This window comes from Lentzea sp. DG1S-22 (genome assembly GCF_036321065.1).
Lineage (GTDB): Bacteria > Actinomycetota > Actinomycetes > Mycobacteriales > Pseudonocardiaceae > Lentzea > Lentzea jiangxiensis.
This window is the reverse complement of sequence record NZ_CP143276.1, coordinates 1,160,241-1,174,130: the sequence shown is the minus strand read 5'-3', so window position 1 is coordinate 1,174,130 and position 13,890 is coordinate 1,160,241. Positions and strand designations below refer to the sequence as shown.

Here is a 13,890-nt window from a genome sequence, read left to right as displayed (position 1 = left end):
GGGTACAACCGCAACAAATCCCTCGCGGCGGCGGGTGCGGGTGAGCACGATCGGGGCGAGCACACGGACCCGAAAGGCGCACCCCATGTCTGCGATGGCCCTGTCCGCCAGAACCCTGCTGTCCCCGGACGGCCGCGCGGCCCTCGCGGCGGACCAGGACCTGGGTGGCGGGAACGTGCTGCGGTCGGCGCTGGCCGTCGCCGCGCACCCGGACCTGCCCTTCATCAGCTCCGGCAGGCCGATCGCCACGCCTCAGGGGCCGTGGCGGATCGAGTTCAGCCTGCTCGACCTCGACGAGCTCGCGCAGAGCTGGTCGGTGCACTACCTGGAACTCGGGGTGCGGCCGAGGGACCGGGTGCTGGTGTACCTGGAGGACTCCTTCGCCTACTCGGTGCACTTCCACGCCCTGGCGCAGATCGGTGCGATCGGGGTGCTGGTCAACAGCAAGGCCCCCAAGGCATCGGCGCTCCACCTGTGCCGGCGCACCACGCCGGTCGGCCTGTACACCACCCGAACCCGACTGGCCGCGCTCGGTCCCGAGTTGTCTGAAGTGGACAGTCTGCGGTGGACCCTCACGGCGGAGGACCTGCCCGCCCCACCGCCGGCGCGGTTGCCCGACTCCGCCCGGTTTCGGCACGCGCCGGAAGACCCGGTGTCGGTACTGCACTCGTCCGGCACCACGGGCTTCCCGAAGCCGGTGATCCAGACGCACCACTCCAGCATCGCCGGCCCGAGGTTCAGGCTCACCGACTTCATCGACGGGCCGGAGGCGGTGATGATGGCCGCGCAGCCGCAGTCGCACCTGGGTTCGGTGATGTACGCCAACTACGCGATCCTGGCGGGCACCCCGCTGGTCCCGCTCTACGACCCGACCGGGGCCGAGCTGGCGGGCGCGATCGCCGAGTACCGGCCCACCACGGTGATGGCGTTCGCGCACGCCTTCGCCGAACTGGCCGAGGTCGAGGTCGCCGACGGCGCGCTCGACTCGGTGGACGGCTGGGTCACCATGGGCGACGCGATCCACGAGGCGCACCTGCGGGCGATCCTCGCCAAGCGCAACCCGGAGCTGCCCCCGGCGGTGTTCTACGACCGCTTCGGCGCGACCGAGCTGGGCTGGGGGATCATGGTGCAGCCCCGGTCCCTGGCCTCCCAGCGCAACGACCGCTGCGTCGGCCGCCCCGACGCGGTCGCCGAGGTGGCGGTGCTGCGGCCCGACGGCACCCGCGCCGAGCCCGGTGAGATCGGGCTGTTCGGGGCGAAGGGCCCCACCATCACCGCGGGCTACTGGAACGACTCCGACGCCACCTACCGCAGCAGGCTCGGCGGCTGGTGGCTCTCGGGAGACCTCGCCTACCAGGACGCCGACGGCGACTTCTACCAGGTCGACCGGGCGGTGGACGCGATCGAGACCGAGCACGGCACCGCGCATTCGGTGCGGCTGGAGGAGTTCCTGCTCAGCGAGGTTCCGGTGATCTCCGACTGCACCGTCGTCGCCGGGCGCCACCGGGGCCGGACGGTGCCGGTGGCCGTGGTCGCCACCGCCGACGCGGGCCCGACCCCGGACACCCTGCTGGACACCGCGAACCGGGCGCTGCGCTCGGCGGGACTGCTGGAGCTGGCCGTGCTGGAGCTGGCCACGGACGAGGGCGACATCCCGCAGGGCGTGACCGGCAAGGTGCTCAAGCGGCAGCTGCGGGACAAGTACGCCGCCCTGGAGGAACTGCTGGCCGCGGGCTCGACCTCGAAGCTCGCCACGACCCTCGCGGAGGCGTGATCGTGTACTCCCCACTGCGCCCCGCCGATCCGCGCTCGACCGCACCGGTGGAGCGGGTCGTCAACTGGGTCTACAACCCGGACGACTTCAACCCCAGCCACCTCGACAAGATCATCGCGGACATCACCGAACGGTGGAACGCCCAGGCAGCCCGGCACGGGTTCGGCTTCCGGTTCATCCCGGCGAGCGAACTCACCCCGACCTGCGTCGACCGGCCCCGGCTGTGGCGCGGCGGGGTCGACCTGCTGGAGACCCGGCAGTGCTACATCGTCGACGACATCGGCAACGACCAGCAGGCGGTGTCCTACCTGCACGGGATCTCCCGGATCATCGACGCCAGCGACTCGCTGGTGCTCAACCACGCCATGGCCGCGCCGGAATGGCTCGAGCGCGACAAGCTCGCGATGATCGGGCGGGCGGCGCAGCTGGGCCTGGCCGTGCCGAAGACGGTCGCCCTGCCGTTCCGCAGGCACGCCCGCGAAGGGCTGGCGGTGGTCCGCCGCGAGATCGGCGACGGCCCCTACATCCTCAAGGCCCGCGAGTCCGGCACCGGGTTCGGTGTGCTCAAGGTCGACACCTTCGAACAGCTGCGGTCCGCGGTGGACATCGCGGCGCAGACCGGCAAGGGCTACCTGGTGCAGGAGTTCCTGCCCAACACCGGCGACCTGAGGGTCGCGGTGGTGGAGGGCGAGGTGGTCACCGGGATGCTGCGCGAGCAGGTCGCCGGCCGGTACCTGTCCAACATCGCCCAGGGCGGGGAGGCCACCCCCGACACCGACCTCTCCGGGGTGCTCGACGACTGCCTGCGCGTGGTCGGGGCGCTGGGCGCCGACTACCTGTGCGTGGACTTCCTCATCACCGAGCGCGGTCCGGTGTTCGGTGAGTGGTGCACGGTGATGGCCAACTTCTCCCAGTTCCCCGAGCCCGCGCGGACGGACCTGGCGGACGCCTTCTTCCGGTGGGCGGGCCGGTTGCTCGACCAGCGCAGCCGGGGCTGAGGCGGGATGCCCCGCTCAGCCGCGCGCGGCCTGCATCCACTCGGTGGCGAGCATGGCGTACACCGCGAGGTCGACGCGCTCGCCCTTGAGCATCTCGCCCTGCACGAAGAACGCCTCCCGGCGCATGCCGAGGCGCTCCATCAGCCGCTGGGAGCTGTGGTTTTCGCCATTGCACAGCCCGACCACGCGGTGGAAGCCGTGTTCTTCGAACGCCAGGCGCAACACCTCGCGCCCCGCCTCGGTGGCGTAGCCCCGGCCGGAGTGCTCGGGGTTCATCACGAACCCGATCTCGGCCCGGCCCAGCTCCGCGCTGATCCACTCCAGGTTGAAGTCACCGATCAGCTTGCCGGTCTCGCGCAGCACCACCGCGATCGCCAGGTTGTCGCCCTCGGCGCGCAGCTCGGTCTGGCCCACCCTGGCGGTGAGCGCGGCCTGGACCTCCTCGCGCGAGCGGGCGTGCCACAACACGTACCGCGCGACGTCGGGGCGGCGCTGGATGTCGTGCAGGTCGTCGAGATCGGACTCGGTGAACGAACGGAGCAGAAGTCGTTCCGTCACAACGGGTGGCATGGTTGGAGTAGCTCCGAATCGTTGGCTCGCCCAGAAAATCACGGCGCGCGGTGGTCCCGGGCGCTGCCGTGGCGGTGCGATGCTAGCAGTCCCGGGCGGAGCGGTGCGGCCGCGCGGGCGGGGTGTGGCCGATGAGCAGGACCCCGCTGGTCGCGCTGATCGGCGCGGGCGCGATCGCCACGGTCGGCTCCACGATGACGCTGATCGCCGTGCCGTGGTTCGTGCTGCAGACCACCGGCAGCGGCCTCACCACGGGTGTCGTCGCCGCCGCGGAGACGCTCGGGTTGGTGCTGTCGGTCGTCCTGGCCGGACCGCTGATCGACCGCTACGGCGCCCGGCGCGCGAGCATCGCCGCCGACCTGTTCACCTGCGTCGCGGTGGCGGCGATCCCGCTGGTGCACCACGCGGTCGGTGTGCCGTTGTGGCTGCTCGTGGTGCTGGCGTTCGGGGTCGGTGCCGGACGCGCACCGTCCCGCAGCGCGAAGCAGGTGCTCATGCCCGCCGTGCTGGCCGCCACCGGCACCAAGGTGTCCCGGGGCACCGGCGCGGAAGAGGCGGCGCAACGGGTCGGCGACCTGCTCGGCGCGGTGCTCGGTGGTCTTCTCATCGCGGCGACCAGTCCCACCGCGGTGTTGCTGGCCGATGGCGGAGCGCTGCTGGTCGCGGCCGTTTTGGTGGCGTTGTTCGTGCGCGTGCCCCGGACGCGGGGCAGCGGTGGCACCAGCTACCTCCAAGAACTGCGGGAGGCGTTGGTGTACCTGCGCCGCGATCGGCTGTTGGTGGTGCTCGGCGCGAGCAACGCGAGCGCCAACGCGCTGACCACCGGCCTGCTCTCGGTGCTGCTGCCGGCCTTCGGTGTGCTGGTGTGGCATAACAGCACGCTCGTCGGCGTGATCATCGGCGCGGCCAGCGGCGCGAGCGTGCTCGGCACCGCCTGCTACGCCCTCTGGGGCTCCGGCGCGCACCGCTGGCGCACCTTCGCGTTCTGCGGCCTGGTCTCCGGGCCACCGGTGTACCTGGTGGTGGCGCTCGACCCGGCGCCGGTGGTGCTGATCGGACTGCTGGCACTCGGCATGCTCGCCAACGGCGCGATCAACCCGGTGATCGCGGCGGTCAAGTACGACCGCGTGCCGGAACCGTTGCGCGGCAGGGTCTTCAGCGCCCTGCACGCCGTCGGCAGCGCGGCGATGCCGATCGGCTCGTTGGTGGCGGGGGTGTTGCTCGACGGCATCGGCCCACACGGCGCGGCATACGCGTTCAGCGGGTTGTGCCTGTTGGCCGCGTTGTGTCCCTTCATTTTCCCCGTGTGGCGGCAGATGGACGACGTGCCGGCCGCGCAGGGCGTCGATGCGCCGGGCTGACAGGACGTGCAGTCCGCAAGAACCGCTGTGTCCGTGCGCAACAAAGCCGGTTCGGTGCGTCCGCGTGATGCCTAGTGTGGAAGGGAAAAGGGGGATCCGCGCTGTCGTCTCCGGCGCGGACCGCGTGCTGCGCAGGGAGATCACGTGTACCTGAGTTCGCCTGATCCGGCCTCGGAGCGGGTGGCGAGCACCGGCCCGTCACCGGGGGTCGTCACCGCCGTGCCGCGCTGGCCCGCTCCCGGCCCCGCCGTCCCGGTCGACTGCCACCGGGAGGTTCCGGCGCCGCTGCGGCACCGGCTCGGCGCGACGGCCGACGCCCTGGACACGACCGTCGACGCGCTGCTGCTGGCCGCGCACCTGGCCGTGCTGCGGGCGATCACCGCCGAACCGGCCCCCGTCACCGGACTCATCACCGGTGCGGCCGTCCGCGCGGTCTCGGCGCAGGTCGCCGGCAAGCGCTGGACCGAACTGGTGAGCGGCGCCACCGAGGTGCGCGGCGCGCCCGGTGGCCAGGCACTCGGAGGCGCACCACGCGGGGAGCTGCCGGTCGAGACCGTGCTCGGCCTGTCGCCGGAGGGTGCGCGCCACGAGGCCGTGCTCGGAGTGCGTTTCACCGCGGGCACGCTCACCGTGACCTCGCGCTCCGACCTGCTCTCCGCCGACGCGGTGGCCAGGATCGCCGGGTACCACCTGGCCGCCGTGCGGCTGCTGTGCGCCGATCCGGACTCCGTCCACCGCGTCGAGGACCTGCTGGACGCGGCGGAGATCCGCCACCAGCTCGACGAGCTGTCGGGGCCGCGCGTCCCCCTCGGTGACCGGATGACCGCTCAGCTCATCGCCGAGCAGGCCGCGCGCGAGCCGGACGAGGTCGCTGTCTCGCACCGCGACCGGAGCTGGACCCACGGGGAACTGGACGCGCGGTCGGCCGAGGTGGCCGCCGCCCTGCTGGAGCGCGGGCAGGCGGTCGGCGAGATCGTCGCCGTCGTCACCGATCGCGGCCTCGGCTGGGCCGCCGCCGTGCTCGGCGTGCTGCGGGCGGGCGGCGCCTACCTGCCCGTCGACCCGGGGGCGCCGGCGGGGCGGATCGCCTCCGTGCTCGACCGGGCCGGGTGCCGGGTGGTGCTGACCGGGCCGGGGGTCGAGCCCGGCGCGTGGGCGGCAGGGCGCGCGGTGCTGCCGATCGACGGGCTCCTCGGCACCGGCGCCCGCGCCGACCCGGTCCCCGTCTCCCCCGGTGCCCTGGCCTACGTCTACTTCACCTCCGGCTCCACGGGGACGCCCAAGGGGGTGATGTGCGAGCACGGCGGCCTGCTCAACCACCTGCTCGCCAAGATCGCCGACATGGAGCTCGTGGCGGGCGAGGTGGTGGCCCAGACCGCCGCGCAGAGCTTCGACATCTCGCTGTGGCAGCTGCTGGCGCCGCTGCTGTGCGGGGGCAGTTCGCGGATCGTGGACGCGGAGGTGCTGCTCGACGCCGACGCCTTGGTCGAGGAGCTGACCACCGGGCGCGTGCGGGTCGCCCAGCTGGTGCCGTCCTACTTCGAGGTGCTGCTGGACCGGCTGGAGAACGGGCCGGGAGGGTTGGGTGCCGTGCGGGCGCTGTCGGTGACCGGCGAGGTGCTGCGCCCGGACCTGGCGCGCCGGTGGTTCGCCTGCTGCCCCGGCACCACGCTGGTCAACGCCTACGGCGCCACCGAACTGTCCGACGACACCACCCACGCCGTGCTGCGGCACGCGGACGAGCAGGTGACCCTCGGGCGTCCGGTGCGCAACGTGGAGGTCTCCATCCTGGACGACACGAAGTCGTTGCTGCCGCTCGGTGCGCCGGGCGAGATCGCCTTCTCCGGTGTCTGCGTGGGTCGCGGGTACCTCGACGACGAGGAGCAGACCGCGCGGGCCTTCGTCCCCGACCCGCACCGGCCGGGCAGGCGGCTCTACCGCACCGGGGACATCGGCCGCTGGCTGCCCGGCGGGCGGCTGGAGTTCCTGGGCCGCCGCGACGAGCAGATCCGGGTGCGCGGCGTCCGGGTCGAGATCGGCGAGATCGAGCACCGGCTGGCCGGCATCGACGGGGTCACCTCGGGCGCGGTCGTGGTCGACAGCGGCGCGGGGCGCGAGCCCATCCTGGTGGCGTTCTTCACCGGGTCCGGCGCGCTCGACGGTGGAGCGGTGCGCGCGCGGCTGTCCGAACAACTGCCCGACCAGCTGGTGCCCACCTACGTGCACCGGCTGGACCGGCTGCCGCTCACCGCGAACGGCAAGATCGACAAGGTGGTCCTGGCGACCGTCGCGGCGACGCTCGGGCACGCCGACGGGCCGTACGCGGCGCCCGTCACACCGACCGAACGCGCCCTCGCCACGGCCTGGGCCGAGGTGCTGCACGTGCCGCTGGAGCGGATCGGGCACGCCGACCACTTCTTCCGGCTCGGCGGCACCTCGCTGTCGGTGGTGCGGTTGCTGCTGCGGCTCGACGGGCTGGTGTCGCTGCGCCAGGTGCTCGCGCACCCGGTGCTCTCCGAGCTGGCGGCGGTGATCGACGAGCAGCGCCCGACGCCTGCGCCGCCACTGCTGCACCAACTGTCCGATGTGGACCACGAACCGGTCGCGACGCTCGTCTGCTTCCCGCACGAGGGCGGCAACTCGGTCAACTTCCACGAGCTGGCCCGCGAGCTGCGCGAGCACCGGGTGCGGGTGCTCGCGGTCGAGTTGCCGGGGCACGACCTCGACGCGGAACCGGGGCAGCTGGCCGAGGTGCCCGCCATCGCCGAGGCGGTGCGGGCGGAACTGCGGACCCACCCGGGGGCCGACGCCCCGCTGCTGCTGTGGGGCCACGGCAGCGGCGCCGCGCCCGCGCTGGCCCTCGCCCGTCTCCTCGACCACGACGGCGAGCCGGCGCGGCGGGTGTTCCTCGGCGCGGTCCGGCCCGCCACCGACTCGGAGCTGCGCGCGGAGGACGTGCGGGTGGCCGCCCTGGACGAGCGCGACCTGGTCACCGCGATGCTGGAGGACAGCGGCTACATCGAGGTCGACGGCGGCAGTCCGCGCCGCGCCCGCGTCGTCGGCGCCGCCTACCGCCACGACGTGCGCGCCGCCAACCGGTTCTTCCGCGACGTGCTCCGCGCGCCCAGGGCGCACCGGGTGGCGGCACCGGTCGACGTCGTCGTGGCGGCCGACGACCCGCACACCGCCGGGGCGCGGGAGCGCCTGCCCGCCTGGGCCGGCCTCAGCGACGTGCTGACCCTGCGGGAACTGCCGGAGGGCGGCCACTACTTCCCGAGCAGCCGGGCCGCCGAGGTCGCCCGGATCGTGCTGGGGGCCTGTCCACGCCCGACGAGCCCGAGGAGCCTGGTGTGAGCACCGACCACGTGGAGCTGACCGGCCGGATCTCGGCGGGGCCCGACGACCTGCTGCGCACCGAGGTCCTCGAACCGCAGCTGCGCTTCGAGCTGGCCAACCTGCTGCCGCAGTACGTGCGGCTGGAGAAGGTCCTGCTCGTCGAGTACGCGCGAATGGGCCTGCTGACCGGCGCGCAGGTCGGCGACATCGACGCCGCGCTCGACGCGGCGACACCGGAGGCGGTGGGGCGCGTCGCCGGGGCCGCCATGAGCGATCTGGCGTTCGGCCTGGAGCGGTTCGTGACCGCGCGATTGCCCGGAACACCGCCCGCCTGGCACGTCGACCGCAGCCGCAACGACCTCCAGGCGTCCGCGCAACTGCTGCACGGCCGCGCCCGCCTGCTGGACACCGCCGACCTCCTGGTCGAGCTGGGCCGGGCGGCGAGCAGGCTCGCCGCCCGCACCGCGCACCTGGTGATGCCGGGGTACACCCACTCCCAGGCCGCCCAGCTCGTCAGCCCCGCGTTCTACTTCTCGGCGCTCACCGAGCAACTGCTGCACACGCTGTCGCGGCTCGAACCGGTGTACCGCACCGCGAACACCTGCCCGATGGGCGCGGGCGCGATGGCGGGTCAGGAGTTGGCCTGGGACCGCGAACGCATGGCACGGCTGCTCGGGTGCGACAGCGCCCAGCGGCACGCGTTGCGCGCGGTGTCCCAAAGGGATTGGGCGCTGGAGGCGTGCGCGGAGTTCTCCATGCTGGGCGTGGCGCTGAGCCGCTTCGTCACCGACCTGATGACCTGGGGTGGCACGGGCTACGGCTTCATCGACCTGCCGGACGACTGGTCCGGCATCTCCTCGGCGATGCCGCAGAAGAAGAACTTCCCCGTGCTGGAGCGGATCCGGGGCCGCACCGCGCACCTGCACGCCGCGTACCACGGCATCGCCACCGCGCAGCGCGCCACGTCCTACAGCAACTCCGTCGAGGTGTCCAAGGAGGCGAGCGCGCAGGTGCCCGCCGCGTTCGACAACCTCGCCTCGATCGCGCGGCTGCTCACCGGCGTGCTCGACCGGCTCTCGTTCGCCGAAGAACGCCTCGCGGCGGCGTGCGCGGCGGAGTACTTCGGCGGCTTCACCCTCGCCAACCAGCTGACCTTGCGCGCGGAGGTGCCGTGGCGCACCGCCCAGGTCGTCGCCGGGCGGTACGTCGTCGCCGCCGTCGGCGCGGGCCGAGCGCCCACCGACCCCGACCCGGCACTGCTGGAGGCCGCCCTGGCCGATCACGGGTACCGCACGCCGCACTCGGCCGCGATCCTGCGCGAGTCCATGAACGTCACCACCGCGCTCGCGGCCAAGCGCACCGCCGGGTCCACGGGGCCGGGGCCGGTGCGCGACCTGCTCGCCGCGCAGGACGCCGAGCTCGACCGGCTGGCGGCGGACTGGGCCGCGCGCCGCGCCGGTGTCGCCGACGCCGACACCGCACTCGCGGCCGCACTCGCCGAGGCGCGGCAGGACACGCGGGTGCGGTCGTGACCGGGGCGGTGGGCAGTATCGCCGGTCCCCGCCCGCTCTACCGGGGCGTCACCGGCGTCGGCACCGCTTTCGGCGTGTTCGGCGAACTGCTGCAGGGCGTGCTGCCCGAGCAGGACGGCGACTTCCTGGTCACGCTGCCGATCGCGCGCTGGTCCGTGGCGACTTTCCGGGGCAGCGCCGAAGCGGGCGAGCTGACCGTGTGGCCCCCGCACAAGACCAAGGCGCTGCGGCTGGCCGGGATGCTCCTGCGGGACGCGGGCCGCCCGGTCGCGGGTGAGATCCGGATCGACAGCGGCCTGCCGGAGGGCAAGGGCATGGCCAGCTCCTCCGCGGACCTGGTGGCCACCGCCCGCGCCGTGGCCACCGCCTTCGGGATCGGCCTGCCGCCCCGGCGCCTCGAGACCTACCTGGCGGGCATCGAACCCACCGACGGCGTGCTCTACCCCGGGGTGGTCGCCTTCTACCACCGCAGGGTGGCGCTGCACTCGGTGCTCGGCTCGCTGCCGGCGATGACCGTTGTCGGGGTGGACGAGGGCGGGCAGGTCGACACCGTCGAGTTCAACCGCATCCCCAAGCCGTTCACCCCTGCCGACCGGCGCGAGTACGCCGGGCTGCTGGCGCGGGTGACCGACGCGGTGGGCCGCGGGGACCTCGCCGAGGTGGGCCGGGTGGCCACCCGCAGCGCGCTGATGAACCAGGTGCTGCGGCCCAAGGCGCTGCTGGAGCGGGTGCTCGAGGTGTGCCGCGAGGTCGGCGGGCTGGGCGTGGTCGCCGCGCACAGCGGGACCAGCCTGGGGGTGCTGCTGGACCCGGCGGTTCCGGGTTACCCGGAGCAGGTCGCGGCGGCGGCGGGCGCGTGTTCGTCCATCGCGGGCAACGTCGCGGTGTACCGGTGTTTGAGTTTCGACGGACTGGAGCGGCGTTGATGCTGAACGAGAGCCTGATCGACGCGATCGGCGGGACCCCGCTGGTGCGACTGCGGACCGGTTCCGAGCGCGGCGTGCTCGTCCACGCCAAGCTGGAGATGCAGAACCTGTTCGCGATGAAGGACCGGGTCGCCAAGAACATCATCACCCGCGCTCGCAGGTCCGGCGAGCTGGCCGAGGGCGCGCCGATCGTGGAGAGCTCCTCCGGCACGATGGCGCTCGGCGTCGCGCTGGTCGGCACCCTGCTGGGGCACCCGGTGCACATCGTCACCGACCCGCGCATCGACAAGATCACCATGGCCAAGCTGACCGGTCTCGGGTGCGCCGTGCACGTGGTGTCCGAGATGGACGGCAACGGCTGGCAGGGCGCCCGGCTGTCCAAACTGGACGAATTGATGACCACGCTGCCCGGCGCGTTCTGGCCGAGGCAGTACTCCAACCCGGAGAACCCCGCCGCCTACCGGGCACTGGCCGATGAGCTGGTCGCCGAACTGGGCGAGGTCGACGTGCTCGTCGGCGCGGTCGGCAGCGGCGGCTCGCTCTGCGGCACCTCGCGGGCGCTGCGCGAGCGCCTGCCCGACCTGCGGGTGGTCGGTGTGGACTGCGTCGGCAGCGTCCTGTTCGGACAGCACGACTGGCCGCAGCGGCTCCAGAGCGGGCTGGGCAACAGCCTGCACCCGCCGAACCTCGACCACGAGGTCATCGACGAGGTGCACTGGCTCAACGACCGCGAGGCGTTCGAGGCGACCAGGGCGCTGACCAGGGAGGAGAAGCTCTTCGGCGGCAACACCTCCGGCTCGGTGTACCGGGTGCTCACCTGGCTCGCCGCCACCGCACTGCCCGGCACCCGCGTCGTCGGCATCCTCCCCGACCGGGGCGACAGGTACTCCGACACCGTGCACGACGAGGCGTACTGGGCCGAGCGCGGCCTGCCCGACCTGCCGCTCGCGACCACCCCGCGCCGGGTCGCGGCGGGCGCCCAGGTGTCCAGCTGGTCCTACCGGGTCAACGACAGCGACCGGCCGCCGCTGTTCGTGTTCGTCGAGGCGAACACCACGGGCACGGGCATGCGGGCCCTCGGCGTCGCCCGCGAGCTCGGCTACCGGGCGGTGCTGGTGACCAACCAGCCGGAGCGCTACCACGGGCTGGCCGACACCGGTGCCACCGTCGTCACCTGCGACACCAACGACGAGGACGCGCTGGCGCTCGCCGTCGCCAGGGTCTCGGGCCGGGACCCGGTGGCCGCCGTGACGACGACCAGCGAGTTCTACCTCGCCACGGCGGCCCGGCTCGCCGCCCGGCTGGGCCTGCCCGCCGCCGACGCCGACGCCGTCGAGCGCTGCCGGGACAAAGCCGCGCTGCGGAGCGCGCTCGCCGACGCGGGGGTGCGGCAACCCCGCTTCGCCGTGGTCACCGAGGCCACGACGACCGGCGAGGCCGTCGCCGTCGCCGGACTGCCGTGCGTGGTGAAACCGGTCGGCGAGTCGGGGTCGACGAACGTTCTGCGGTGCGCGACCACGGCGGAGGCAACAGCCCAGGCCGCCACGATCCTCGCCGTCACCGCGAACGTCCGGGGCCAGGCCACCCGGCGGGCCGCGCTGGTCGAGCAGTACCTGGACCAGCCGGAGTACAGCGTCGAGATGTTCGGCACCGGCAAGGAGCAGCGGCTGCTCGGCATCGTCGAGAAGACCGTCACCCCCGGCCCGCACTTCGTCGAGACGCGGCACGTCCTGCCCGCCGCGCTGCCCGCGCCGGTGGCCGAGGAGGTGGCCTCGACGGTGCGCGCCGCGCTCGCCGCGGTCGCCCTGGAAGCGGGCCCCAGCCACACCGAGGTCAAGATCGGTCCGGACGGAGCGTCCGTGGTCGAGATCAACCCGAGGCTGGCGGGCGGCATGATCCCCGAGCTGTTCCGGCTGACCACCGGCGTCGACCTGCTCGACGCGCAGGTCCGCGCGGCGGCGGGCGCGGAGGTCGAGCTGCCGGAGTCGGTCGAGGGCCACGCGGGCATCCAGTTCCTGCTGCCGCCGGAAGCGGGTGTGCTCGACGAGGTGACCGGCGTGGCGCTGGTCGAGGCGCTGCCCGGCGTGCGAGCGGTGACGATCACCGTCCAGCCGGGGCAGCAGGTGGCCCCGCCTGTCGACTTCCGGGGCAGGGCCGGGTACGTGATCGCCACCGCGCCCACCCGCGCCGAGCTGGTCGAGACCCTGGACCGGGCCGCCGCGCTGATCGGTTTCCGGCTGCGGCAACCGCAGGCGCGCCCGGTGTCGGCCTACCCGCTGGTCGACCGCACCGCGCGGGAGACCCGCTCCACCGTCGAGGTCGGCGGGGTCGCCATCGGACCGGACACCTTCACGCTCGTCGCCGGCCCCTGCGCGGTCGAGTCGCCGGAGCAGACGATCGAGGCGGCGAGGCTGGCCAAGGCGGCGGGCGCGGTGCTGCTGCGGGGCGGCGCGTACAAGCCGCGCAGCTCCCCCTACGGCTTCCGGGGCCTGCGCGCCGACGGACTGCGCATCCTCGCGGAGGTACGCGCGGAGACCGGGATGCCGGTGGTCACCGAGGTGGTCGACAGCCGCGACGTGGAGCTGGTCGCCGACTGGGCCGACATGCTCCAGGTCGGCACCAGGAACATGCAGAACTTCGGCTTGCTCGAAGCGGTCGGCGACAGCGGGAAACCGGTGCTGCTGAAGCGCGGCATGAGCGCGACCGTCGAGGAGTGGCTGCTGGCCGCCGAGTACATCGCGTTGCGCGGCAACAGTGACATCGTGCTGTGCGAGCGCGGCATCCGCACCTTCGAACCCTCGGTCCGCAACACCCTGGACCTGTCGGCGGTGCTCCTCGCGCAGGCCCGCTCGCACCTGCCGGTCGTGGTGGACCCCTCGCACGCCGCCGGCCGGCGCGAGCTGGTGCGACCGCTGGCCCGCGCCGCCGTGGCGGCGGGCGCGGACGGCGTGATGATCGACGTCCACCCGGACCCGGCGTCGGCGCTGTGCGACGGCCCGCAGGCGCTCACCGCATCCGACCTGTCCGGCCTGGCCGGGCAACTGGAGGACTGGGCCGCGCTGGCCGGCCGCCTGCCCCGGCAGCTGCTCGACCCGGAGCGCGGGGCGGTGCGGTGACGCGGCGCTGCGTCGAGGCGCGGGCCTCCACGGCGTCTTCGTCGTGGAGCGCCTGTGCGCCCAGGCCGGAGAGCCGGTCACGCTGCACGTGGTCGACCCGGTCGGCGATGGCGGCGGGCTGACCCAAAGCCAAGGCGCACAGGGCAATCTTCGACTACATCGAGGACTGGTACCCACCCGCCGCGGCACGCGGCGTACCTCCGCTGTGCGTTCGTTCAGGCTTTCGCTCACGTCCGCTCCCACAGCCACCGCTCTGCGCAGGAACAACCCGGACGGC

General features: G+C 73.5%; 8 protein-coding genes. 7 read left to right on the top strand and 1 reads right to left on the bottom strand.

Annotated features, from left to right (window positions below):
- The first annotated feature begins 85 nt into the window (after nt 1-85).
- Nucleotides 86-1,774: a class I adenylate-forming enzyme family protein gene (locus V1227_RS05175; protein ID WP_329791313.1), complete on the top strand. Its 1,689-nt coding sequence runs from the start codon at nt 86-88 to the stop codon at nt 1,772-1,774.
- Between the two features lie 2 nt (nt 1,775-1,776).
- Nucleotides 1,777-2,772, top strand: a complete 996-nt coding sequence (locus V1227_RS05170) for an ATP-grasp domain-containing protein (protein WP_329791312.1) — start codon at nt 1,777-1,779, stop codon at nt 2,770-2,772.
- A gap of 15 nt (nt 2,773-2,787) precedes the next feature.
- On the opposite strand, the gene V1227_RS05165 is transcribed toward V1227_RS05170, so the two are convergent.
- Nucleotides 2,788-3,330 carry a GNAT family N-acetyltransferase gene (locus V1227_RS05165; RefSeq protein WP_442916461.1) on the bottom strand — a complete coding sequence of 181 codons (543 nt, stop codon included), beginning with the start codon at nt 3,328-3,330 and terminating at the stop codon, nt 2,788-2,790.
- A 143-nt stretch (nt 3,331-3,473) separates the two neighbouring features.
- On the opposite strand from V1227_RS05165, the gene V1227_RS05160 reads away from it, so the two are divergent.
- The 5 genes from V1227_RS05160 to aroF all read left to right on the top strand — a co-directional run bounded on the left by V1227_RS05160 (nt 3,474) and on the right by aroF (nt 13,613).
- Nucleotides 3,474-4,703, top strand: a complete 1,230-nt coding sequence (locus V1227_RS05160; RefSeq protein ID WP_329791310.1) for an MFS transporter — start codon at nt 3,474-3,476, stop codon at nt 4,701-4,703.
- A gap of 144 nt (nt 4,704-4,847) precedes the next feature.
- A complete protein-coding gene (locus V1227_RS05155) occupies nt 4,848-8,057 on the top strand; it encodes an amino acid adenylation domain-containing protein (protein WP_329791309.1) in 3,210 nt (1,069 codons plus the stop codon).
- On the top strand, nt 8,054-9,571 hold the full coding sequence (locus V1227_RS05150) for an argininosuccinate lyase (protein ID WP_329791308.1): 1,518 nt from the start codon (nt 8,054-8,056) through the stop codon (nt 9,569-9,571). The genes V1227_RS05155 and V1227_RS05150 overlap by 4 nt, the downstream gene beginning before the upstream one ends.
- Entirely contained in the window at nt 9,568-10,497 is a 930-nt protein-coding gene (locus V1227_RS05145) for a GHMP family kinase ATP-binding protein (RefSeq protein ID WP_329791307.1), read from the top strand. The genes V1227_RS05150 and V1227_RS05145 overlap by 4 nt, the downstream gene beginning before the upstream one ends.
- Nucleotides 10,497-13,613, top strand: a complete 3,117-nt coding sequence (gene aroF / locus V1227_RS05140) for a 3-deoxy-7-phosphoheptulonate synthase (RefSeq protein ID WP_329791306.1) — start codon at nt 10,497-10,499, stop codon at nt 13,611-13,613. Before V1227_RS05145 ends, aroF begins: the two co-directional genes overlap by 1 nt.
- The last annotated feature ends 277 nt before the right edge of the window (nt 13,614-13,890 follow it).